The organism is Paenibacillus sp. HGF5 (genome assembly GCF_000204455.1).
Classification (GTDB): domain Bacteria; phylum Bacillota; class Bacilli; order Paenibacillales; family Paenibacillaceae; genus Paenibacillus_AQ; species Paenibacillus_AQ lautus_A.
The window spans coordinates 1-22485 of the sequence record NZ_AEXS01000008.1; the positions used below are offsets into that span (position 1 = coordinate 1).

The 22485-nt window shown below is 51.7% G+C and carries 21 protein-coding genes; 7 read left to right on the forward strand and 14 right to left on the reverse strand.

Annotation, left to right across the window (positions count from 1 at the left end; translation table 11 throughout):
- Positions 1-609 precede the first annotated feature (609 nt).
- Entirely contained in the window at positions 610-1590 is a 981-nt protein-coding gene (locus tag HMPREF9412_RS00725) for an aldo/keto reductase (protein ID WP_009589355.1), read from the forward strand.
- Positions 1591-1861: 271 nt separating this feature from the next.
- Here the strand turns inward: HMPREF9412_RS00725 and HMPREF9412_RS00730 are convergent, their stop codons facing one another.
- The 4 genes from HMPREF9412_RS00730 to ilvB form a co-directional block, all read right to left on the reverse strand.
- A complete protein-coding gene (locus HMPREF9412_RS00730) occupies positions 1862-3400 on the reverse strand; it encodes a 2-isopropylmalate synthase (protein WP_009589363.1) in 1539 nt (512 codons plus the stop codon).
- A gap of 164 nt (positions 3401-3564) precedes the next feature.
- Positions 3565-4557, reverse strand: coding sequence for a ketol-acid reductoisomerase (ilvC, locus tag HMPREF9412_RS00735; RefSeq protein WP_009589347.1), 993 nt, complete (start codon positions 4555-4557; stop codon positions 3565-3567).
- Positions 4558-4722: 165 nt separating this feature from the next.
- Positions 4723-5208 carry an acetolactate synthase small subunit gene (gene ilvN / locus HMPREF9412_RS00740; RefSeq protein ID WP_009589349.1) on the reverse strand — a complete coding sequence of 162 codons (486 nt, stop codon included), beginning with the start codon at positions 5206-5208 and terminating at the stop codon, positions 4723-4725.
- Between the two features lies 1 nt (position 5209).
- Entirely contained in the window at positions 5210-6952 is a 1743-nt protein-coding gene (ilvB, locus tag HMPREF9412_RS00745) for a biosynthetic-type acetolactate synthase large subunit (RefSeq protein ID WP_009589354.1), read from the reverse strand.
- A 609-nt stretch (positions 6953-7561) separates the two neighbouring features.
- Here ilvB and HMPREF9412_RS00750 point away from each other — a divergent pair.
- Positions 7562-8011, forward strand: coding sequence for a GNAT family N-acetyltransferase (locus HMPREF9412_RS00750; protein ID WP_009589358.1), 450 nt, complete (start codon positions 7562-7564; stop codon positions 8009-8011).
- Here HMPREF9412_RS00750 and HMPREF9412_RS33145 read toward each other — a convergent pair whose 3' ends face one another.
- From HMPREF9412_RS33145 to HMPREF9412_RS00775, 5 genes are all read right to left on the reverse strand, one after another.
- Entirely contained in the window at positions 8012-8356 is a 345-nt protein-coding gene (locus tag HMPREF9412_RS33145) for a hypothetical protein (protein WP_009589357.1), read from the reverse strand.
- 204 nt (positions 8357-8560) lie between these two features.
- Entirely contained in the window at positions 8561-8920 is a 360-nt protein-coding gene (gene rplT / locus HMPREF9412_RS00760; RefSeq protein ID WP_006212255.1) for a 50S ribosomal protein L20, read from the reverse strand.
- Positions 8921-8950: 30 nt separating this feature from the next.
- Positions 8951-9151 carry a 50S ribosomal protein L35 gene (rpmI, locus tag HMPREF9412_RS00765; protein ID WP_007127239.1) on the reverse strand — a complete coding sequence of 67 codons (201 nt, stop codon included), beginning with the start codon at positions 9149-9151 and terminating at the stop codon, positions 8951-8953.
- A 26-nt stretch (positions 9152-9177) separates the two neighbouring features.
- Positions 9178-9672 carry a translation initiation factor IF-3 gene (infC, locus tag HMPREF9412_RS00770; RefSeq protein WP_009589332.1) on the reverse strand — a complete coding sequence of 165 codons (495 nt, stop codon included), beginning with the start codon at positions 9670-9672 and terminating at the stop codon, positions 9178-9180.
- Positions 9673-9949: 277 nt separating this feature from the next.
- Positions 9950-11188, reverse strand: a complete 1239-nt coding sequence (locus HMPREF9412_RS00775; RefSeq protein ID WP_009589322.1) for a glycosyltransferase family 2 protein — start codon at positions 11186-11188, stop codon at positions 9950-9952.
- A 666-nt stretch (positions 11189-11854) separates the two neighbouring features.
- Here HMPREF9412_RS00775 and HMPREF9412_RS00780 point away from each other — a divergent pair.
- Positions 11855-12982: a UDP-N-acetylglucosamine--LPS N-acetylglucosamine transferase gene (locus tag HMPREF9412_RS00780; RefSeq protein WP_009589326.1), complete on the forward strand. Its 1128-nt coding sequence runs from the start codon at positions 11855-11857 to the stop codon at positions 12980-12982.
- Between the two features lie 119 nt (positions 12983-13101).
- Here the strand turns inward: HMPREF9412_RS00780 and trmB are convergent, their stop codons facing one another.
- Positions 13102-13815, reverse strand: a complete 714-nt coding sequence (trmB, locus tag HMPREF9412_RS00785; RefSeq protein WP_009589338.1) for a tRNA (guanosine(46)-N7)-methyltransferase TrmB — start codon at positions 13813-13815, stop codon at positions 13102-13104.
- Between the two features lie 191 nt (positions 13816-14006).
- A complete protein-coding gene (locus HMPREF9412_RS00790) occupies positions 14007-14189 on the reverse strand; it encodes a hypothetical protein (protein WP_009589330.1) in 183 nt (60 codons plus the stop codon).
- A gap of 311 nt (positions 14190-14500) precedes the next feature.
- Here HMPREF9412_RS00790 and HMPREF9412_RS00795 point away from each other — a divergent pair, with 311 nt between their 5' ends.
- The 4 genes from HMPREF9412_RS00795 to HMPREF9412_RS00810 all read left to right on the forward strand — a co-directional run bounded on the left by HMPREF9412_RS00795 (position 14501) and on the right by HMPREF9412_RS00810 (position 18108).
- On the forward strand, positions 14501-15454 hold the full coding sequence (locus tag HMPREF9412_RS00795; protein WP_009589327.1) for a TIGR01212 family radical SAM protein: 954 nt from the start codon (positions 14501-14503) through the stop codon (positions 15452-15454).
- Positions 15454-16044: a class I SAM-dependent methyltransferase gene (locus tag HMPREF9412_RS00800; protein WP_009589324.1), complete on the forward strand. Its 591-nt coding sequence runs from the start codon at positions 15454-15456 to the stop codon at positions 16042-16044. The genes HMPREF9412_RS00795 and HMPREF9412_RS00800 overlap by 1 nt, the downstream gene beginning before the upstream one ends.
- A gap of 74 nt (positions 16045-16118) precedes the next feature.
- Positions 16119-17087, forward strand: a complete 969-nt coding sequence (locus HMPREF9412_RS00805) for a type I phosphomannose isomerase catalytic subunit (protein WP_036670922.1) — start codon at positions 16119-16121, stop codon at positions 17085-17087.
- 55 nt (positions 17088-17142) lie between these two features.
- On the forward strand, positions 17143-18108 hold the full coding sequence (locus HMPREF9412_RS00810; protein ID WP_009589359.1) for an alpha/beta hydrolase: 966 nt from the start codon (positions 17143-17145) through the stop codon (positions 18106-18108).
- A 141-nt stretch (positions 18109-18249) separates the two neighbouring features.
- On the opposite strand, the gene HMPREF9412_RS32725 is transcribed toward HMPREF9412_RS00810, so the two are convergent.
- From HMPREF9412_RS32725 to recQ, 3 genes are all read right to left on the reverse strand, one after another.
- Complete coding sequence (locus HMPREF9412_RS32725; RefSeq protein WP_009589329.1) at positions 18250-18426, reverse strand: hypothetical protein; 177 nt, start codon at positions 18424-18426, stop codon at positions 18250-18252.
- A gap of 214 nt (positions 18427-18640) precedes the next feature.
- Positions 18641-20413, reverse strand: coding sequence for a B12-binding domain-containing radical SAM protein (locus HMPREF9412_RS00815; RefSeq protein ID WP_009589335.1), 1773 nt, complete (start codon positions 20411-20413; stop codon positions 18641-18643).
- Positions 20414-20526: 113 nt separating this feature from the next.
- Positions 20527-22410, reverse strand: coding sequence for a DNA helicase RecQ (gene recQ / locus HMPREF9412_RS00820; RefSeq protein ID WP_009589323.1), 1884 nt, complete (start codon positions 22408-22410; stop codon positions 20527-20529).
- Positions 22411-22485 lie beyond the last annotated feature (75 nt).

A 22485-nucleotide genomic window follows, 5' to 3' on the forward strand; every position in this document is an offset into this window, starting at 1 on the left:
GAAGCTAATGGATTGCCCGGTCACCGGAGAAGAGCACATCTCCCTGACCACAAGGGTGGGGGGAGATGAAGAGCCGCCCTAAGCATAAAATTAGGGCGGCTCTTGAAGGAAACGACTTGAAGAGATTCTTGCTTCTTACTTCTTGCTTCGGCTTCTGCTTCTGTTCTGCTTCCTGCTTCTGCTTCGGCTTCTTGCTTCCTGCTTCTGCTTCCGGCTTCTGCTTCGGCTTCTTGCTTCCTGCTTCTGCTTCCGGCTTCTGCTTCTGCTTCCTGCTTCTTGCTTCTGCTTCCTGCTTCTGCTTCTGCTTCCTGCTTCTTGCTTCTACTTCTTGCTTCTGCTTCTTACCTCAGCTTCTTGCTTCAGTTACTTACACCATTATCCCTGTTACTTGCTTCTGCTACTTGCTGCTACTCCCCCTCTCCCCACTCTCTACTCCCTGCTCTTGCTCTTAAAATTTGACGAATAACGTGAACAGATGAACCGTAAGTCGGCTTTCAGTGCAACCATATTAACGTTTCCGAACGCCGTTAGTTACATTTTTCTGCCAATACGCTACAATAGGGGTGAATTTGCCTTATACCCTAAACGACCAAGGAGTGATCATCGATTATGAAGTACGCAGCTCTAGGTAAATCCGGCATGAAAGTAAGTCGTCTGTGTTTGGGGACGATGAATTTCGGTCCTGCTACGGATGAAAAGGAAGCCTTCCGCATTATGGATGCAGCGCTTGACGCCGGCGTCAATTTCTTTGATACGGCGAACATCTACGGCTGGGGCGAGAATTCCGGCCTGACCGAAACCATCATCGGACGCTGGTTTAACCAAGGCGGAGGCCGCCGCGAAAAAGTCGTTTTGGCTACTAAATTCTACGGTTCCATGAGTGATCCTCTGGATGGCCCCAACAATGAAGCCGGGCTGTCGAGCTATAAACTTCGCCGTCATCTCGAAGGGTCGCTGAAACGTCTGCAGACCGACCATATCGAGCTGTACCAAATGCATCACGTCGATCCTTCTGTCACTTGGGACGAGCTGTGGGGCGCTTTTGAGGTTGCGGTTCATCAAGGAAAAATCGGATACGTCGGATCCAGCAACTTTGCCGGATGGCAGATTGCGGTTGCGCAGGCCGCGGCCCAGAGCCGTCACTTCCTCGGTCTCGTTTCCGAGCAGCACAAATACAGCCTGACCTGCCGATTGCCGGAACTCGAAGTGCTCCCCGCTTCGCAGCAGCTGGGTCTCGGCGTGATTCCTTGGAGTCCGCTGGACGGGGGACTGCTGGGACGCAATGCCCTTAAAAAAATCGAGGGCTCGCGCAGCGGAGGCAATGCGGAGCGCGTAGAGAAGCACCGCGCGCAGCTGGAACAGTTTGCCGCTCTCTGCCAAGAGCTGGGCGAACCCCAGGATAACGTCGCTCTTGCCTGGGTGCTGAAGAACCCGGCCGTTACCGGACCGATTATCGGACCGCGCACGCTGGAGCAGTTCGAAAGCTCCCTGCGCTCGCTTGAGATCGAACTCGATGAATCCGTGATGAAGCGCTTGGATGAAATATTCCCGGGTCCGGGCGGCGCCGCCCCGCAGGCCTACGCCTGGTAACATTCGGACTCCGCATCGACGCCCAAACGAACCCCTGTCTTATCTCATTGATCAGCTGCATCAATCCGGTATCGGCGCACTGCTATGAGGCCGTTTAAAGCTCGATGCTAGTGTCTCGATGTTAGTGTCTCGATACCTGCATTCCATGTCTGGCCAACAGTTTTATAAAGCAAAAAAAGAGGAGCCGCTTCAATAGCGGCTCCTCTTTTTTTATGGCATGCACCTTCAGCGCTCAAGCTGAAAGTAAAGCTCCCATCACGCCATGTATGGATTACAGCGTAGCGCGCTCGCGCCGGCTAAACGTTTTGCGTTTCTCGATCAGGACGTTCACCGCATCGACGTAGGCTCGTGCGCTCGCTTCCAGAATGTCGGTGCTCAAGCCGCGGCCTTGAGCGGCCACGTCGTTTTGCGACAGCACGACATGCACTTCACCTTGGGCATCCTTGCCGTGCGTTACCGACTTGATGGAATAATCCGCAAGCGTAACCTCTTCTCCGGTCACCTTGTCGATCGCGTTATAAATCGCGTCCACGGAGCCGTTGCCCTCGGCCTCTTCTTCAATCGTCTGATCTTCTGTCGCAATGCGTACCCGCGCCGTCGGCGTTGATTCATTGCCGTAAGCAACAAAGATCGTTTCCAGCTTGAAGACCTCCGGCGTATCGATCAGTTTTTCCTCCAGCAGAGCCAGAAGATCCTCATCGGATACTTCCTTCTTCTTGTCGGCCAGCACCTTGAATTTGGCGAATGCGTCATTCACCTGTTCTTCGGTCAGCTCATAACCCAGATCCAGCAGCTTCTCCCGGAAAGCATGGCGGCCGGAATGTTTGCCTAATACCAGCTTGCTTTCTTTGAGTCCGATGGACTCCGGGGTCATAATTTCGTAGGTTGTCTTCTCCTTCAGCATACCGTCCTGGTGAATGCCGGATTCATGGGCGAATGCGTTCGCGCCGACAATCGCTTTGTTGCCTGGCACGACCATGCCGGTCAGCTTGCTTACAAGGCGGCTCGTGCGGGCGATTTCGGTTAAGGCCAGCCCCGTCTTCGCTCCAAAGAATTCGGAACGCGTCTCGAGCGCCATCGCAATTTCCTCGATCGCGGTATTGCCTGCACGTTCACCGATTCCGTTGATCGTGCCTTCGATCTGATCGGCCCCGTTCAGAATGGCGGCAAGGGTGTTCGCCGTGGCCATGCCCAGATCGTTATGGCAGTGCGCACTCAGCTGAACCTTCTCGATATCCGGAACATTTTCCTTCAAGTATTTGAAGATGGCCCCGTATTCCGAAGGGTTCAAATATCCCACGGTATCCGGAATGTTCACGACATTGGCGCCTTCGCGCACTGCCATGGCGACGACCTCGGCCATGAAATCAAGCTCGGTCCGGCCCGCATCCTCCAGGGAAAATTCCACTTTGGAAAAGTATTTCTTTGCGTAACGGATCGAAGCCTGCGCCGTTTCCAGCACCTGCTGCTTCTCCATCCGCAGCTTGAACTTGCGGTGAATCGGCGAAGTGGCCAGGAACACGTGAATGCACGGGTCCTGGGCGCCTTGAAGCGCTTCGCGAACCGCATCGATGTCATTTTCTCTGGAGCGTGACAATCCAATGACCGTAACGTCCTTAACCGCGCGTGCCACTGCATTCACAGCTGCAAGGTCACCGGGTGACGCCGCTGGAAACCCTGCTTCCATGCGGTCGATTTTCAACTTTTCGAGCTGAAGGGCGATTTCCACCTTTTCCCGAGTGTTCAAATTCACGCCAGGAGACTGCTCACCATCTCTCAGCGTTGTATCAAAGACATAAATCTTTCGCATGTCGGCACCTCCTTGAAGTTTATCTCATGACGTAAACATCCGGCGGCAGTTGATAGAATCCCCTGCCGCCGGCTGCTTAATCTGACGGGTCCGGGCAGCAGCATCATCATCTCATGCCGGGCTGCCCCAAACCCCGAAGAATTCCTTATGAATTCTATATATTCTTATTTTTTGATCCAATGCATCATTTCGCGAAGCTCTGCACCCACCACTTCGATCGGATGCTCGGACTCGTTGCGGCGAGTAGCTGTCAGGAAAGCGCGTCCCGATTGGTTCTCAAGGATAAAGTCGCGGGCGAATTTACCTTGTTGAATATCGGACAGGACTTCTTTCATTGCCTTCTTGGTATCTTCGGTTACCACGCGAGGGCCTGTTACATAGTCGCCATACTCCGCCGTGTTGCTGATGGAGTCGCGCATGCTTGCAAGACCGCCTTCATAGATCATGTCCACGATCAGCTTCAGTTCATGCAGGCACTCGAAGTATGCCATTTCCGGCGCATATCCAGCTTCGGTCAACGTTTCGAAACCTGCTTTGACCAATGCGGAGACACCGCCGCACAATACCGCTTGCTCACCGAACAAGTCTGTTTCGGTTTCTTCGCGGAAGGAAGTCTCGATAACGCCTGCGCGGGTACAGCCGATGCCTTTTGCATAAGCAAGACCGATCGCCTTAGCTTGTCCAGTCGCGTCTTTCTCGATTGCGATCAATCCAGGTACGCCAAAGCCTTCAACGTACGTACGGCGAACCATGTGACCCGGGGATTTAGGAGCAACCAGAAGAACGTCGTTGTCCTTAGGAGCTACGATTTGACCGAAATGAACGTTGAAACCGTGGGAGAACATCAGTGCCGCGCCTTTTTTCAGGTTTGGCTCGATATCGTTTTTGTACACCGCTGCTTGCGTTTCATCCGGCATCAGGATTTGTACTACATCCGCACGGCTAACGGCTTCCGCTACAGGGAGTACTTCGAAACCGTCGTTTTTCGCTTTGTCGAACGATTTGCCTTCACGAAGACCAATGACAACCTGAAGTCCGCTGTCGCGCAGGTTTTGCGCTTGCGCATGACCTTGGCTTCCGTAGCCGATAACCGCGATTGTTTTGTCTTTCAGCACGCTGAGTTCTGCATCTTGTTCATAATAAGTAGTAATTGCCATTTGTATAAGTCCTCCTTTGATTTTAAAGACCCTTCATGATGAGCGGGTATCTCAATAGACCGCTGCTTACCCGATCTGCTGAGACACCCGCTCATGCCATGCAGGTGTCTAACGCTTATATTGCAATAACTTTGTCATCCGGATAAAAAGAATAATGTTACATCATTACGCGTTACCGCGAATCATCGCGGTAACCCCGGTACGGGAAAGCTCCTGGATGCCATAAGGCTTAAGCAGCTCGATCATCGCATCGATTTTGACGGTATCGCCGACAACCTGAACCATCAGGTTGGTCGTGCCGATATCCACGACGGATGCGCGGAAGGTCTCGACAACGCCCATAATTTCCGGTCTTGCCGACGGCTCGGCTTTTACTTTGATCAGGGCGAGCTCCCTGGCGACCATCGGCTTCGAGCTCAGATTGATGACTTTAATAACATCGATCAGCTTGTAAAGCTGCTTCTCTACCTGCTCCAGCGTCGTTTCGTCTCCGGTGGTTACGATAACCATCCGGGACAAGCCGATTTCCTCCGACTGCCCCACGGTAATGCTCTCGATGTTAAAGCCCCGGCGTCCGAATAACCCGGATACACGCTGCAGGACACCCGGCTGGTCGTTTACTAGTACGGCAATGGTATGTTTTGTACTCATCTTACGCATCCCCCATCAGCATTTGATCGATTGTCGACCCTTGCGTCACCATCGGATACACGTTCTCGCCCTTCTCAACAACGAATTCAACGAGGACGGGTCCCGGTGTTTCCATCGCTTCGGCCCAAGCAAGCTGAGCTTCTTCTTTCGTCGTGGCGCGAAGTCCTTTGACACCGTAAGCTTCGGCCAGCTTGACGAAATCAGGGCTGCCTGCCAGATCGATGTGGCTGTATCGGTTATCGTAAATCAACTCCTGCCATTGACGAACCATGCCGAGCACTTGGTTGTTGATGACAACGATCTTCACCGGAATGTTGTTGATGGCGCAGATGGCAAGTTCTTGCGAACACATCTGCATGCCGCCGTCTCCGTTGATCGAAATGACCAGACGGTCCGGATGCGCCATCTGTGCCCCGATCGCGGACGGGAATCCGAAGCCCATCGTTCCGAGTCCGCCGGAGGTGATCCAGGAACGCGGCTGGTTGAACTTGTAATACTGCGCGGCCCACATTTGGTGCTGACCAACGTCAGTCGTTACAATGGCTTCGCCCTTCGTGGTATCGTTCAGCATTTCGATAACCCATTGCGGCTTCAGCACCGTATCCGAATCGACGTAACGGAAAGGATACTCGGCTTTCCATTTGCGGATCTGGTCTCTCCACGCGTCTGCTTTCGCAGCGTACGAAACGATCGGGTTCAGCATCTCAAGCACCGTCTTCACGTCACCGACAATCGGAATATCGGTCGGCACGTTCTTGCCGATCTCGGCCGGGTCAATGTCGATATGAACGATCTTCGCGTGAGGCGCGAATCCGTCAAGCTTGCCGGTAACCCTGTCATCAAATCTTGCCCCGATGTTGATCAGCAGATCAGACTGCTGAATACCATGGTTCGATGTGTAGGTTCCGTGCATGCCCGGCATTCCTGTCCACAGATCGTTGCCTGTCGGGAAGGCGCCAAGGCCGAGAAGCGTTGTCGTGATCGGAATCCCGGTTTTGTTCACGAATTCGTACAGTCCTTCATGAGCACCGGAGTAAATCACGCCGCCGCCGGCAAGAATCATCGGACGCTCGGCCTCCTCGATCGCGCGGGCCAGTTTATCCAACTGAAGTTTGTTCGGCACCGTCCGAGGATTATATCCTCTCAGCTGGATTCGCTCTTCCGGCTGGAACAGCGTGGTTGCCGCCGATACATCCTTCGGAATGTCGATCAGCACCGGTCCTTTGCGGCCGGTTGAGGCGATATGGAAGGCCTCATGAATCACCCTTGGCAGATCCTTAACGTCCCTTACCAGATAGCTGTGTTTCGTAATCGGCATCGTGATGCCTGTAATATCCGCTTCCTGGAAAGCATCCGTACCGATCAGGGTTGTTGCAACGTTACCGGTAATAACAACGAGCGGAACGGAATCCATGTAAGCTGTTGCGATACCGGTCACAAGGTTCGTTGCCCCCGGTCCTGAAGTTGCTATGCATACGCCGACTTTGCCGCTTGCGCGGGCGTAACCGTCAGCGGCATGAATGGCCCCTTGCTCGTGTCGGGTCAAGACATGGTTGAAATCCTTAAAACCATACATCGCATCGTAGATATACAGGACGGCTCCGCCCGGATATCCGAAGACGCACTCGACACCTTCGAGCAGAAGACTCCGAAGCAAGATTTCCGAACCGGTAATCACTTCAGGCTTCAACCATTTCTCTCGTAATTGTTCTGTAGACCGCACTTCTGGAGTTTGCGCGCTCATCAGTCATCCTCCTCTCAAATATTGGCACTCTTCTCTTTCATCCATGATTCAAGCAACAAAAAAACCTTCCGTCGCCACACCCGGAGTATCTCCGTGTGAGGGACGAAAGGTTTAGCTTCCGTGGTACCACCCATATTTGCCCTACACCTCGCAGTGCAGAGCCTCAGCAGGTATGAAGAACGCATGAACACAGCTCTTCAATATCTGCAGTCCGTAACGCGGACTAAGACGATTCCCCCTAATAAACGCTGTTACGACTTAATGCGATAAAGTCATAGCGTAGCATCTTTCAGGGAAACAGCTCCGAGGTGAGCTCGTATAAAAGGGGTTTTGGTGGTGGTTTCAGCTGATCCATCCACTCTCTGAGCAAAAGAGCCCTTTAAACTTCGTCCTCATCATTGCCGATTGGATATATTCGTTAAAATGTTTAGAAACATTATATGATTCATTCAATCCAGAAGTCAACACATTTATTTTACTTCCGATGAAAGGTTTTCATTCACAATGGGCGCAATTCCTCCGCCGCCTTGAAGCAAAACACCCTATGAAACCCTGCTACATATGATAAATGGAGCAGACTTAACCGCGGTGAAGGGAGGAAACAACACGATGATCCGTTACCGAAAACCGGACCAGGATGATCCGATGATTCTGCAGCTCATCGAGTCCCAACTCGTCCCGCTTTCCCATATGACCAAAAAAGAGCTGGACCTCATCCGCAAGGATATTCCCTCTCGTTTACGGCGCGGCGTGACCCTTGTCGCTTCGCCTCAGGATAACGAAAAAATCGTTGCTTTTATCCATTTCATGATGCACGGCGAGCTGCTGTATATCGATATGCTGGCCGTCGCATCCACCGCACAGCGAAAACGGTGGGGTGTCCGCTTGATGGAACATGCCGAACGTTTCGCTGTATCCCGCGGATGCAAACGTGCCAAAGTCATGGTGGACATCGGCAACCACACCGGCCTTCATTTTTACCGAAAGCTTGGCTATACGGTGACCAGAATGATCGAACTCAGCCGATGTTATGAGCTGGAAAAGATTTGGTTCCTCTAATTACCAGAAGAAGCCTGGCCCGAAGCCTGGTCCAAAGCCCGGTCCAAAGCCTGGTCCAAAGCCCGGCCCGAAGCCGCCGTAACCCGGTCCAAAGCCGCCAGGGTAGCCTCCAAACCCGCCGCCATATGCATAAGGGGCCGTACCAATGGCAAGAAGGTCAAACAATGCGAGCGGAATAATCGCCTTGGTTTTCACCTTTTTCCCCTTGGTTGCCGGTTCCACAAAAAGGCGGTTGCCAGAGACGCGTACCAGCTTGCCCGTCACCACAGTTCCGTTTTTCTTATACGCCACGATCTCTTTGCCCACATATGATTTCACTTTCGCCTTGCTGACAGGCTTGTGCATAAGATCCCTCCTCAGGTAATATACATTTCAATTTATTCCGGAAGGAGTTCCCTTGCTTGTTTCATGGCCCTTACGATAGCAAAAGATAGGCGACTCTCTCGATGAGCCGAGCACCCGTGCCGCCGAAATGATGTAGGATAGCGCGGGGACGCAAAATAAAAAAAACCGCCGTAATATTACGGCGGTTTTTTCATACACGTATAATTAAGCGTTCACTTTTTCTTTAGCTACAGTAGCCAAGGAATTGAACGCGTTCAAGTCATTCACAGCCAGATCAGCCAGCATTTTGCGGTTGATGTCCACGCCAGCAAGCTTCAGTCCATGCATCAATTTGCTGTAGGACAGACCGTTTTGACGAGCAGCCGCGTTGATACGAACGATCCACAATTTGCGGAAGTTACGCTTCGTATTGCGACGATCGCGGTATGCATAAACGAGGGATTTCATAACCTGCTCGTTCGCTGTTTTAAAAATGCGGTGTTTGGAACCGAAATAACCTTTCGCAAGCTTCAATACTTTTTTATGTCGACGACGAACGACAAATCCGCCTTTAACTCGTGCCATATCAAAAGACCTCCCAATAATTGTTGTTTACTATTTCAAGTTAGCCAGACCTTGCTTCAAACGTTTAACATCTCCAGGCGCCATGACAGGGCTATTGGACAATACGCGCTTCGCACGCTTGGATTTGTGGGAAAGCAAGTGGTTTTTGTAAGCTTTATAACGTTTAACTTTACCAGTACCAGTAATTTTGAAGCGGCCTTTCAGGCTGCTATGTGTTTTCATTTTAGGCATTGTAGTACTTCCTCCTCTAATTTCTCTTAGGCTTTTGGAGCCAAAATCATAATCATGCTGCGGCCTTCCAATTTCGGCTGACGCTCAATGACGCAGAGATCCGCCACTTCCGTTTTCACGCGCTCCAAAATCTTCTGTCCGATGTTAGCATGGGTGATTTCACGGCCGCGGAAACGCACGGAGCATTTCACTTTATCGCCGTCTTTCAAAAACTTAACGACATTGCGAAGCTTGGTTTGATAATCATGCTCCTCAATGTTGGCTCGGAACCATACTTCTTTGATGTCCACAATTTTCTGGTTCTTCCGTGCTTCCTTCTCTTTCTTCTGCTGCTCATAGCGGAATTTACCGTAGTCCATGATGCGGCATACCGGCGGTTTCGCCTGAGGGGCCACGTTCACCAGATCCAGATTGAGATCAATTGCCATTTGCAGTGCTTCACGAATCGGCTTGATCCCGATTTGCTCACCTTCGGCACCAACCAAACGTACTTCTTTGGCCCGAATCTCGTCATTGATCATATGTTCCTTACTGATAGTCCTCCACCTCCAAATTACTTGTTGTTCCTGTTTGCAAAAAATAAAGGGATGACGGGTTAACCACCGACATCCCTATTTGATACTCATCTCACAAATGAAGTTGAATCCATTCATTGATTTCGTGATCAAACCAGCCAACGCATGTCGGTCAGGTGAGAAGCGGCGCTTCTGCTTGCAATCAGATATTCTGTTTAACAGACTAGAATAGTATAACAGGCCATCCTAACATCTGTCAACACAAATGGAATAAAACTTTGGATTAGCCTTGTTTGCTCTGAACTTCTTCAAGGCGCACAACCCGGGTATGCTCCGTATGACTCCACTGCTTGTTGTTCTGCGTGAAGAACGCGTATACCGTGATGGGATACCACGACAGCAGATAAATCGGAAACAGCACAAGATACATATATACCTTCTTGTACTTGACCTTCTCCAGAATCATCGCAATCATGAACGTGAACACATTCGCCGCAATTGCCGTAAAGCTCAGCCACAGCGGTAAATAACCGTACAGGTTCGCGATGTTCGGACCATTGAAGAACGAGCTGTCAACCCAGATGATGGCCGTCAACAAGAAAGTCAGCAGCACGATGTAGACGTTGACTCCGTAAAGGGCCAAGTCCAGCTTCACAAGGCTGCGCTCCTTAATGGCACGCCACAACAGCGGGAAGAAATAACGGCGGGCAACCGTAAAGTGACCCTGCATCCAGCGCAGACGTTGTCTGGCGGAAGCCTTAAACGTAAGCGGCTTTTCGTCGAATACCTTCGCGTCGTAATTGAACTTCGGATACACGCCGCGCATGACGCTGCGCATGGTGAACTCCAAGTCCTCCACCAGACTGGTCGCGCCCCAGCCGATCTCCTTCAAGAGATTGGTCTCAAAGCACATTCCCGTTCCGCCGAGGAAGTTGGCCATGTTCAGATTGCTGCGGGACAACTGCCACAAGCGGTTGATATACCAGTAGGAAACCCCGTAAGAAGCGGTGATCCAAGAATCCTCTGGGTTCTTGGTATCGATATATCCCTGGATAACTCTCGCTCCAGAGCAAAGATCGTTGTTCATTTCATTCAAGAAATTCGGATCCGCCAGATTATCCGCATCAAACATAACGACCGCGTCATACTGGCGCGGCATCGCCCAGAGCTCTTTCAGCATCCATTCGATGGCATAGCCTTTGCCTCGAAGATTCTGATTCGTGCGCACGCAGGCGTTCATCCCGTGGGCACGGACGATCTCTGCTGTACGGTCTGTACAGTTGTCGCAAATGACAAATACGTCGTACAGATGTTTCGGATAATTAAGCTGTTTCAGGTTCTCCATTAATGCTCCGACAACCTGCTCTTCGTTATGCGCAGCAACTAACACTGCAAATGATTTATTGGGTTCAAACTGTTGTTTCTTTTTTCTTTTGACCAGACCAAACAAAGAGAATACGAACTGGTACACACCCACCGCGGCCAAGAATAGTTGGAGCGCGATAAAGATGGCGTCTGTCATGATTCTCCGTTACCCCCTTTTTATAACCCGAGAATGTTTGTTGTTTTTTTCTCTCTAAGTTCTTCGCATTTTTGTTGTTGCTATGACCCTGTGACTTGTGTCTGTCCTTCTAGTAGCCTCGGTGCCGCGGGGCAACTTCGCACGTCATACACGATTTTCCACACTTTTGAATCTTTTGTCAAAACCGTGGAATGCTCTAATTTACGGAAAAACTTCGTAAAAGAGCTCAGCTTGCATTCCAGTTTGCCAGCAAGCTTCGTTTCAAACGGCTTTAGTTCTTATTTTCATCCGTTTTCTTGCTTTTTATTTCTCTTGGCTGCCCATTTTTTCTTTTTCAACTTGTCCGCCAATAAATAAACGCAACAGACAACCAAAAAGTTTTCGTTTTTTTCAGTGCTCTTTCTCTAATAAACTTTTTGACGTCCGTTTGAATCATTGTAGCGGCATCTCCTACTCAAGTCAAAAGTCCACGGACCCTGATTTTCTACAAAATGCGCGCTGCTGGCTAACACCTTAAGTAGCAAGGGTCCAGCGAGAAGCTTGCCGAATCAATTGGCCGTTTCCGGGACCAAAGTCCCTTACCTTCAAGGGGAAAGTGGTTGATTTCTCTTCCCAGAATCGATATGTTAAAGTTAAAGAATAACGCTGCAGAACGGGTGAAAAGTAGTGGCTAAAAAAAGAGTCTTGCTGTTATCTGAAGGGTTCGGTGCAGGCCATACACAGGCCGCTCATGCACTCTCCAGCAGCCTGCGCCAGTTGTCCCCTAGCGTACAGACCAAAGTTCTCGAGCTCGGGAGCTTCTTGAACCCTAAAATCGCTCCACTGATCATTTCGGCCTACAGAAAGACCATTACGACTCGCCCAAGATTGGTCGGGTACATGTACCGCCATCAAAAATCCTTTAACCGTTTTACCGCTTTAGCTCTTCACCGAATGTTCTATACAAGCACCAAGAACGTGGTCAGGCAGCTCCGACCCGACATCATTGTGTGCACCCATTTCATACCAAGTGCGGTCATCTCGCGTTTGAAACGGCTGGGCACGAATGTGCCCCTGTGTACCGTTATAACCGATTATGATGCTCACGATACATGGATCAGCCCTGAGGTCGACCGATATTTCGTGTCCACGCCGGAAGTGAAGCGAAAGCTGCTCAATCGCGGGGTTTCCCAAGCCAAAATTCAGGTCACCGGCATTCCGATCCATCCCGACTTCTGGACGCATCCGAGCAAAGAGGAAATCCGGGAGCGGTTTAACCTGTCCGATATGCCTACCGTGCTGGTGATGGGCGGAGGCTGGGGCATCATGAATGACGAAGTTGTGCATGAATTTCTGACCCGATGGCGAGAAGAAGTCCAGATCATATTTTGCCTCGGCAATAATGATAAGGGACGCGAGGAGATGGAGCGAAATTCCAGGTTCCAGCATCCGAACATCCGGATATTGGGCTTTACGCGGGAGATCGACAAGCTGATGGAGGTGTCGGATCTGCTCGTTACGAAGCCCGGCGGCATGACATGTACCGAAGGCCTGGCCAAAGGAATTCCGATGCTGTTCCATCAGCCCCTTCCGGGACAGGAAGAAGAAAACTGCCAGTACTTCACGGCGCAGGGATTGGGAGAGCCCATCCATTCCCTGGAGGTTCTGGGCAAATGGATGAACAAGCTGCTTCATCAATACGACCTGATTCAAGAACAACGGGCGCAAAACTTGCAGGACATCGAACGCTTTCATCCCATGCAAAGCGCCCGCAGCATCATCGACATGCTGGAAAACGAAAAGGTGTACTCCTGAATGAGGAGCACACCTTTTTTGCTGCGTTCTATCGCGAGCATATCACCCGAATGGATAGATTTTCTTCTATTATAGTAGTTGTAAACGCTATCACCGAGAGAAACTATCACATTTGGATGTTATTTTCCGTATTTTTCAAGGCGATTCTGATGGTATGAAGCAAGGGCTTCCTTGCCTACAATCGCCTCGCAGCGATGAATTTGCATGCCTTGGCCGACGAATTTCGTTTCGTATTCTGTCATGACGTGCTCTTCGTTCAGCCCGTCGCGATGCAGATCCAGCGAAATGTTCGTCATTTGCAGACCATAATCGGCAAATGCATTCAGGGAGAATTCGAAGAGCGTGACCGAATCGGTCTTAAAATGGATCTCCCCCCGCTCGTTCAGGATCCGGGAATACTTGTCCAGAAAGCGCGGATGCGTCAGACGACGGCGTGCATGCTTTGTTTTTGGCCACGGATCGCTGAAGTTCAAATATAACCGTTCAATTTCGCCGGGCTCAAAAACCTCCTCGACATTCTCGATATTAAACAGCGCCAGCTTCAGATTCGGCGGGGTATCGACTCCCTCCTGGGCCCAGACGTTGCGCCCCTTCTCGCTTGCGCGGCGAATCAGCTCGTCGTACATGTCGACGCCGATGAAATTCACTTGCTGATGCTTGTAACTCATCTGGCTTATAAATTGGCCCTTGCCCATGCCGAATTCGACATGGATCGGAAGGTCGTTGCCAAATAACGAAGCCCACTTCCCTCTATATTGACCGGGGTCCAAAACGACCAGGTCTTCCTGCTGCTCCAGATTTTCCCGTATACCTTTTCTTCCGCGTAAACGCATGTCATACCTCCGAAACTTTCCAAGTAAATTTAGAATGATATCCCGATACTGCATTTATTGTGACGAAGTTGACCCCAAAAGTAAAGAGCCCCATAGAAAAAGGAACCTACGCTCTGCTCAACGCAGAGGCTTTAGGTTCCTTTTTCTTATATTTGGAATTGGGGTTCCGCGATAGTTAAACTGTGAATAGTCTACCTTTCTTCCGACGTAAAATCAAACGTCTTCTCAAAGGCGATGCGAATCTTGCGACGTGCCGAAGCCTTGACTCCCTGGTCGGAGTTAAACTCCACGCCGGTAAGGGCTAGGGCTTCATTCGGGGTAAGCTCCACAGCGATTTTGTCTTTACTGTCATTCTTTACTGTCGATGAATTCATTCGTAATCACCTCACGGTATTATTGTATCCATGACGTCACACAAATATGAATCCTATCCGTTATATACCCATGCCAAAATTGCTTGAATCATCTTTTTATTTTTCTATTTTAAATATACCAATTATATGCAATCCATTCAAGTAACAACGTCTTAATTAGGCTTGAAGACCTGTATATAACGCAATCCTTTATTTTTTGTTACAATGGACGTAGCTGTTTCATTTAAGTAAAAGGCCAGTAAATTATGGGTTCCCAAGGGCCTTGGCTGAACCTGTCTCAATTCAACTTAAGCGGCTATAAAGGAGCAAACATGAGCACACCACTTATACCCGCCCCGACCTTATGGGGCGACAAACGTTTTCATACATGGAATTACGAGATGCGCGGCCAGTTCCAGGAGAAGGTATTCAAGGTTATGCTGGATGCCGGCTTTACGTGTCCGAACCGTGACGGCACGATTGCCAAGGGTGGATGCACCTTTTGCAGCGCCCGCGGCTCCGGCGATTTCGCGGGAAGGCGGCGGGATGATCTCGTTACCCAGTTCAACACCATCCGTGACCGGCAGCACCAAAAATGGCCGAACGCCAAATATATCGGCTATTTCCAAGCCTATACCAACACGTATGCTCCGGTCGAAGAACTTCGCGAATATTATGAAGTCATTCTGCAGCAGCCGGGGGTCGTCGGTTTGTCGATCGCCACACGTCCCGATTGCCTGCCTGACGATGTCGTGGAATACTTGGCGGAGCTGAACGAGCGAACCTATCTGTGGGTGGAAATGGGTCTGCAAACGATCCATGATTCCACTTCCGAGCTGATCAACCGGGCCCATGATACCGAATGTTATTTGGAAGCCGTCGAGAAGCTGCGCAAACATAATATCCGGGTCTGCACACACATCATTTACGGGCTTCCGCAAGAGGATCATGACATGATGCTTGCCACCGGCCGGGCGGTCTCCAAGATGGATGTGCAGGGAATCAAAATCCATCTGCTGCACCTTATGCGCAAGACGCCGATGGTGAAGCAATACGAAGCCGGGCTGCTGCGATTCCTGGAGCAGGACGAATACATCAGCCTTATCGTGGATAGCCTGGAGTTTTTACCTCCGGAAATGATCGTCCACCGCCTAACCGGAGACGCTCCCCGGGATCTCTTGATCGGACCGACGTGGAGTCTCAAAAAATGGGAAGTGCTTAACGGCATTGACGCCGAGCTCAAGCGCCGGGATACGTGGCAGGGTAAATTGTGGGGGGTATCCTGATGGGCTTCCTCTCGGTTTTGAGTTTTGCCCACAAACTGGTGTCCGAAAGGCTCCGTCCCGGAGACATCGCGCTGGATGCAACCGCCGGAACCGGAGCCGATACGCTGTATTTAGCCAAATGCACAGGATCAAAAGGCAAAGTGTATGCCTTCGATATTCAAGAGCAGGCGCTGCAGCTGACTCGGGAAAGGCTGGACAAGGAGCCGACCGGCACCCTCGCGGAGGTTAGCCTTCTTCTTCAGAGCCATTCGCTTATGAGGGAGTGCGTACCTGAGATTGAGCACGGCCGCATGGGTGCAATCATGTTCAATCTCGGCTACCTTCCGGCGGATTCATCGGATAAACGGATCATGACGGAGACCGCCAGTACGCTCACGGCCCTGGAGGCTGCAATCGAGCTGCTCCGCCCCGGGGGCATTATCACCATCGTGCTGTATCCAGGCCACAAGGGCGGCGATGCCGAGGCGGACGCGGTCCAAGCTTGGGCGGGGGAATTGCCCCAGCACAAAGTGCAAACGATTTTGTATCGCGGCCTTCAGCGTTCCGAAGCGCCATATCTCATTGCACTGGAACGAAAGAAGCCGATATGATATAAGTTCTAGGAGAGGTACCGCACTTCACATCCATAGAATATTCCAAACATGATGAAAGGTAGATGATTACAATGACAAAACCATATCCATTATTGTTCCAGCCTGAATTTAAAGAACGCGTGTGGGGAGGCCGGGCACTAGAGCAGTTCGGCTTGGATATTCCTGAAGGACATATCGGGGAAGGCTGGATGATCGCCGACCATCCGAACGGCACGACCAGCATCGTGAACGGCGAGCTTGCCGGACGCGGCCTGGATGAGGTCCGGGAGCAATTCGGGCGGGAATGGTTCGGAAGCAAAGGATTCTCCGAGGTTAACGGACGTTTCCCGCTCCTGATCAAGCTGCTTGACTGTAATGACAACCTCTCCGTTCAGGTCCATCCGACCGATGACTACGAAGGGCTTCCGAAGGGCGAGCTTGGCAAGACCGAAATGTGGTATGTGCTGGATGCTAAGCCGGACGCCAAAATCATCTACGGCCTGAAAGAAGGCGTGAACCGGGAAACCTTGAAGGAAGCCATGGAAAACGGCAAGGTTATGGACCAACTGCAAGAAGTGTCCGTAAAAGCCGGAGATACATTCTACATACCTGCCGGTACGGTACATGCGCTGTGTGCGGGCGTTGTAGTAGCGGAAATTCAGCAAAATTCGGATACAACCTACCGGATTTTCGATTATAATCGACCGGGGCTTGACGGTAAGCCGCGCGAGCTTCATATCGAGGATTCCTTGAACGTGACAGCCTATGAAGGATCGGGCGCAACCACCATGAGCACGGAAGGAACGGCGCCGGGAGAATGGCTTGAGCTTGCCAAATCCCCGTATTTCGTCGTGGAAAAAGGCGTCGTGAGCGGTGCATGGTCCTTGTCAACTTCCGCGGAGAGCTTCACGATCGTGGTTGTATGCGACGGCCAAGGAACCCTCAGCTGGGATAACGGCTCCATCGATTACACGTCAGGACAGTGCTTCCTGCTGCCTGCGAATCTGGGGGCCTATACATTGGACGGGCAATCCACGGTTCTGCGTTCATATTTGCCTTAAACAGGGTATAAATAAATGATATAAACCATTCGTTCTTGTGGAGGTGCCAGCCCTAATGATGCAAACCGACACGTTTACGATGCTGAATACGCAGGGTATGCATGTTTTTGTATATGAATGGCTGCCCGGCCCGGATGATCCCGTTCGTGCCATTGTGCAAATCGCGCATGGCATGTGCGAAACCGGCAAGCGCTACGAGGAGCTTGCCGAATTGCTCACGGAGCACGGCTATGCCGTATACTGCAACGACCACCGTGGCCATGGGCTAACGGCCGGGCTTACGCATCTCGGCGATGCCGGGGAAGACGGTTTTGAAGGAATGATTGAAGACCAGCTGCTTCTTGCTGCCGAGCTCAAGAAGCGCCATGACGGCGTTCCGCATTATTTGATGGGGCACAGCATGGGATCCTTTTTGACGCAAAAAATCATCTGTTCGGACGGTGAATTATTCGACGGATTCATCCTGTCAGGCACCAACGGTCCCCAGGGACTACTGACGTTCGGCATGAGCTTGGCGGCTGCACAAATGCGCCTGCAAGGAAACACGCACCGGAGCCTGATGCTGAACGCCCTGGTGTTCGGTCCTTACAACAAAGGATTCGGTCCTATTCGCACGCCGTTCGATTGGCTATCCCGGGATGAAGCCGAAGTGGATAAGTATATCAACGACCCATACTGCGGCAAGGTGTGCACCGCTCGCTTCTTTCGTGATTTCTTCAAGCTGCTGTCACAGATCCACCAGCCTCAATTGATGAAATGTCTTCCGAAGGATAAACCTGTCTATATTTTCTCGGGCGAGGATGATCCGGTCGGACACCGCGGCAAAGGCGTGCGGCGGTTGATCGAATTGTACCGGAAGCATGGCGTTCAGGACCTCGAATACCGTTTGTATCCGGGCGGCCGCCACGAAATGCTGCACGAGACCAACCGTGCCGATGTGGCAGCCGATGTTCTCGACTGGCTCGAACGGCACACCTCCGGCTCGGACAATGTACCGCAAGAATCGATACGAGTGATGTAACAAAGTGTGATGCCACAACACATAAAAGGGATGCCCCGTTTTTTTGAAATCCAGGGCATCCCTTTTATTATGCTGCTAAGCAGTTCGTTAGTGTATACAGAACCTTTGACATTGGCAGCGTAAAGGCTCAATCGAAGCACCTTACTCTTCATCGCTCGGCGTGCGATCGATGATCAATTGCGTGACCTCGGTGTACTCTCCATGCGCTACCTCGTCCTCGGTAGCCTCTTCGCGCAGATCGTCATTGGTTTCCATGCCCGGTGCGATGGTCGGCTCATCAGACGAAAGCTGTTCTTGCCCCTTCCGATTGTCGCTCATAACATCCCCTCCTCATCGGTTGATGCCAATTAGAATACCGATGCCGGGGCTGTTTTATTCCGGAAACGCCTTTAGATAGAGCTCGTTATGATCCCAAAAGGGTCGTTAAAGAGCGGGCCGCCAGTTCCTGGCAGCGGAAATTAGGCAATTACGCCAAAACAACCAGTCCGTGTCACAACCAATCTTGGAAAAGACTTGTCCCTCATATCCCCTATTATGCCTGCGTTGCTAACTCCAAAGGCATCGTGTAGTACTGGGGCTGCCCTGTTTCGTTCTGCTGGTACAATACCAGCAGCATCGTGGCGTGCACCGCATGGTCCGGATAGCCCGTACCTCCTTGAATGGCATCGTCGAGGTTGAATGGCAGCACCTCGATCATCGCATGCTTCTGAAGATCGCGCTCCGTGATCCCAAGATCGGCGAAATCGGCGGACAGTGCCGCGGGGTCTTCCACGATTTTACGAACATTGGCGTTCCACTGCGCTTTGTCTTGGGCATGTTCCCACCATATTTTGCGTGGTTTGTATTTATGACCCAGGAAATAATCAAACTTCATCAGACCGGAGACCGCGTTCATGTTCGGCGTGTTCCGAAACTCCAGGAAGGCCGTTAAACGCGTAAACAGGTCCTCGAGCTGATGGCCGATTTTTTGCCAGCCCTGTCCTTCCCAGTAGTCGCCGAACTCCTGGAAGAAATCGAACGGCGACGAAAATTCATGCTTCATCAAATAATTCAGGGTATGGTCCATCCGATGGGCGTTCCAATACTTCTCCAGCACGTCCTCCAGCCTCTTCAACCGGACGATATCCGAGAAAGGAAGCACGTCGCTGCCCAGAATTTCGTATGGAGCGTGGTCCATGTAAGTGTAGTTATACTTGTCCGCATCGATCCGCAGCCCGGTTCCCCGGAGCATCTTCAGGAAGCCCAACTGCAGCTCCTCCGGTCCAAGGGCAAACACGTCGTTAAACGTTTTGCGGAACGTATTGTAATCCTCCTCCGGAAGCCCTGCGATCAAATCCAAATGCTGGTCGATCTTGCGGCTGTCCTTGATCATCGTCACCGTGCGTGACAGCTTGGTGAAATTCTGGCGGCGCTTCACCAGCTCGTTGGTCGGATCATTCGTGGACTGCACGCCGATTTCAAAGCGGAAAATGCCGGGAGGCGCATGGTTTGCCAAATAATCCAGCACCTCCGGACGCATGATATCCGCCGTGATCTCAAACTGGAATACGCAGCCGCCATGGTTCTCGATCAGAAATTCGAACATTTCAAGCGCATAATCCCGCTTAATATTAAAGGTCCGATCCACGAATTTGATCAATTTGGCCCCGTTCTCGATCAGGTAGAGAATGTCCGCCTTGGTCCGTTCAATGTCGTAATAACGAACCCCCACCTCGATGCTCGACAGGCAGAACTGGCAGCTGAAGGGACAGCCCCGGCTGGTCTCAAAATAGACAACCCGCTTCCCGAGGTGCGGGATATCCTCCGGAAAACGATGCGGGGAAGGCAGCTCGGCCAGGATGCTTTTCGGTCTTCCCGGGTTCACGATAATTTCGTCCTGCTTGCGGTAAGCCACGCCATAAACGAAATGATACTTCCGGTCCCCTTCAATCGTTTGCAGCAAATGGTGGAAGGTCTCCTCGCCTTCGCCCATAACGATAAAGTCGACATTGTGCAGCCGTTTCATCCAATACTCCGTATCGTAGGATACTTCAGGTCCACCCAGTATGATCGTGACCTCCGGCATAATCTTCTTCACGATATCGATCACTTTAATCGTTTCTTCAATATTCCATATATAACAGGAGAATCCGATCACATCCGGCTTGCGCTGGAACAGGTCGGAGACGATATTCATCACGGGATCCTTGATCGTGTACTCCGTCAGTTCGATATCGAAATCCTTCTCGCTGTATGCCTTCAGGCAGCGAATGGCCAAGGAGGTGTGAATGTACTTGGCATTCAAGGTTGATAGTATGACTTTCATGGTAGGGCCCACTTTCCTTCTACATAATGTTATTTATTATCGAACGGTACCGAACGCTACTATCCTTAGTGATAAAACGGGAATAAGCCATGAGTGCCGCCTGTCATGCAAGCCTATTCTTCATAATCATACAAATCGTCACCGTCATTCGACGCGCCCTGACCATTCAGGAAAAACTCAAGGAACGGACGTCCGTATTTACGGAATTTCACTTCGCCGACCCCTTTGACGTTCAGCATCTCATCCTCGCTTTGCGGGCAGACCACGCTCATCTCGCGCAGCGTTGCATCGTTAAAAATGATGTAGGACGGCACATGCTCCTTGCTTGCCAGCTCGCGCCGAATTAAGCGCAGCTGCTCGAACACCGTCTCGTTAACGGCAGACGGCGAGTAGTCGCGGCGGCTGCCGCTGCGCTGGCTGCCTGCAGCCTTGGAAGGCCGCGGAACGCGCTGCATCACTTCGCGCTGGCCCTTTAACACGTCGGCCGCCTCGCTCTGAAGTTTCACGACGGGATATTGGCCTTCGGTCAGCGCCAGGAACCCTTCCGAGATGAGCACATTGATCGTCTCGGATATTTCCTTCTCCGTTCGGTTCGACATGACGCCATAGGTTGGAAGCCGGTCAAAGCCGTATTCCAGTACTTTTTTGGCCCGTGAGCCCTTCAGCACGGAGGCGACCATAGACACGCCAAAGCGTTCGCGCATCCGATGAATGCAGGAGAAGATTTTCTGCGCATCCACCGTGATATCCACCAGCTCCCGGTCGTCCGTGCAGGAGCTGCACGTACCGCAGGGCTTGTCTTCGTGTTCTTCCCCGAAATAATCCAGCATTGCGCTGCGCAGGCACCTTGTGGTGTAACAGTAATCGATCATCTGCTGCAGCTTTCGGTAGTCGTTCTGCTTCCGCTCGCCCTCCTGGGGGTTCTGTTCGATCAGAAATTTCTGCGTCATGATATCCTGGGCGCTGAACAGCAGGATGCACTGGCTGGGCTCTCCGTCCCGCCCGGCGCGGCCGGCTTCCTGGACGTAAGACTCCATATTTTTCGGCATATTGTAGTGGATGACGTACCGAACGTTGGATTTATCGATCCCCATGCCGAACGCGTTCGTTGCGACAATGACGCGAATATCGTCATACAGGAAGGCCTCCTGGCTGTCCGCTCGCTCCGCATCGCTCATGCCGGCATGATAACGTCCGGCAAGTAGCCCCTTCGCCTGCAGGCGCTGGCATAAATCATCCACCTCTTTCCGGGTGGCAGCATAGATGATGCCCGGCTGGTGGGTATGCGAAGCCGCATAATCCAGCACGAACTCCCGCTTGTTCTCGCCGCGAAGCACCGACATTTCCAGATTGTCGCGCCCAAGTCCCGTCACGAACACCTGCGGCTGCTCCAGTCGAAGCAGGCGCTGCATGTCTTCCATAACCTCCGGCGTAGCCGTCGCCGTAAAGGCCGCGACAATCGGGCGGTTCGGCAGCCCTTTTACGAAAGGAGCCACGGAGAGATAGCTTGTCCGAAAATCATGACCCCACTGGGATACGCAGTGCGCTTCGTCGACAGCAACGATCGAAATGTCGAGGCCTGCCATCTCCTCACGGAACCAATCCAGCTCAAGCCGTTCCGGGGCGACATATAACAGCTTCAAGTCGCCGCGCTTGGCCGCGCGTATGCGCTCGTTCACTTCCTTGCCGCTGAGCGTGCTGTTGATATAAGCCGCCGCCACGCCCGCCGTCGTAAGTGCGTCCACCTGATCCTTCATCAGGGAGATCAGAGGCGATACGACCAACGTCAGGCCCGGGCTGAGGAGTGCCGGGATCTGATAACAGATGGATTTGCCCCCGCCCGTCGGCATAATCCCGAGCGTATCCTGGCCGGTTAGCAGGCTCGCGACGATTTTCTTCTGTCCGTCCCGAAAATCGGGATAGCCGTAATATTTTTGCAGGTATTCCCGCGCTGTGTCCATATTCATCGATTCTCTATCATTTGTTTCCACATTCATGGATATAAACTCCTTATTTCGCCTTGGTTTTCCGTTTTAGAAAGCCCTCATCCTTTAAGTTTAACGGCCTTTCCA

Excerpts from the sequence above, each read along its gene's own strand:
- HMPREF9412_RS32725 (WP_009589329.1), bottom strand. The coding sequence starts at position 18,426 with ATGAGCGACAATCGGAAGGGGCAAGAACAGCTTTCGTCTGATGAGCCG.
- HMPREF9412_RS00805 (WP_036670922.1), top strand. The coding sequence starts at position 16,119 with ATGACAAAACCATATCCATTATTGTTCCAGCCTGAATTTAAAGAACGC.
- HMPREF9412_RS00790 (WP_009589330.1), bottom strand. The coding sequence starts at position 14,189 with ATGAATTCATCGACAGTAAAGAATGACAGTAAAGACAAAATCGCTGTG.
- HMPREF9412_RS00815 (WP_009589335.1), bottom strand. The coding sequence starts at position 20,413 with ATGAAAGTCATACTATCAACCTTGAATGCCAAGTACATTCACACCTCC.
- HMPREF9412_RS00800 (WP_009589324.1), top strand. The coding sequence starts at position 15,454 with ATGGGCTTCCTCTCGGTTTTGAGTTTTGCCCACAAACTGGTGTCCGAA.
- HMPREF9412_RS00810 (WP_009589359.1), top strand. The coding sequence starts at position 17,143 with ATGATGCAAACCGACACGTTTACGATGCTGAATACGCAGGGTATGCAT.
- trmB (WP_009589338.1), bottom strand. The coding sequence starts at position 13,815 with ATGCGTTTACGCGGAAGAAAAGGTATACGGGAAAATCTGGAGCAGCAG.
- HMPREF9412_RS00730 (WP_009589363.1), bottom strand. The coding sequence starts at position 3,400 with ATGCGAAAGATTTATGTCTTTGATACAACGCTGAGAGATGGTGAGCAG.
- rpmI (WP_007127239.1), bottom strand. The coding sequence starts at position 9,151 with ATGCCTAAAATGAAAACACATAGCAGCCTGAAAGGCCGCTTCAAAATT.
- HMPREF9412_RS00750 (WP_009589358.1), top strand. The coding sequence starts at position 7,562 with ATGATCCGTTACCGAAAACCGGACCAGGATGATCCGATGATTCTGCAG.
- rplT (WP_006212255.1), bottom strand. The coding sequence starts at position 8,920 with ATGGCACGAGTTAAAGGCGGATTTGTCGTTCGTCGTCGACATAAAAAA.
- recQ (WP_009589323.1), bottom strand. The coding sequence starts at position 22,410 with ATGAATGTGGAAACAAATGATAGAGAATCGATGAATATGGACACAGCG.
- HMPREF9412_RS00775 (WP_009589322.1), bottom strand. The coding sequence starts at position 11,188 with ATGACAGACGCCATCTTTATCGCGCTCCAACTATTCTTGGCCGCGGTG.
- HMPREF9412_RS33145 (WP_009589357.1), bottom strand. The coding sequence starts at position 8,356 with ATGCACAAGCCTGTCAGCAAGGCGAAAGTGAAATCATATGTGGGCAAA.
- ilvC (WP_009589347.1), bottom strand. The coding sequence starts at position 4,557 with ATGGCAATTACTACTTATTATGAACAAGATGCAGAACTCAGCGTGCTG.
- ilvB (WP_009589354.1), bottom strand. The coding sequence starts at position 6,952 with ATGAGCGCGCAAACTCCAGAAGTGCGGTCTACAGAACAATTACGAGAG.
- HMPREF9412_RS00725 (WP_009589355.1), top strand. The coding sequence starts at position 610 with ATGAAGTACGCAGCTCTAGGTAAATCCGGCATGAAAGTAAGTCGTCTG.
- ilvN (WP_009589349.1), bottom strand. The coding sequence starts at position 5,208 with ATGAGTACAAAACATACCATTGCCGTACTAGTAAACGACCAGCCGGGT.
- infC (WP_009589332.1), bottom strand. The coding sequence starts at position 9,672 with ATGATCAATGACGAGATTCGGGCCAAAGAAGTACGTTTGGTTGGTGCC.
- HMPREF9412_RS00795 (WP_009589327.1), top strand. The coding sequence starts at position 14,501 with ATGAGCACACCACTTATACCCGCCCCGACCTTATGGGGCGACAAACGT.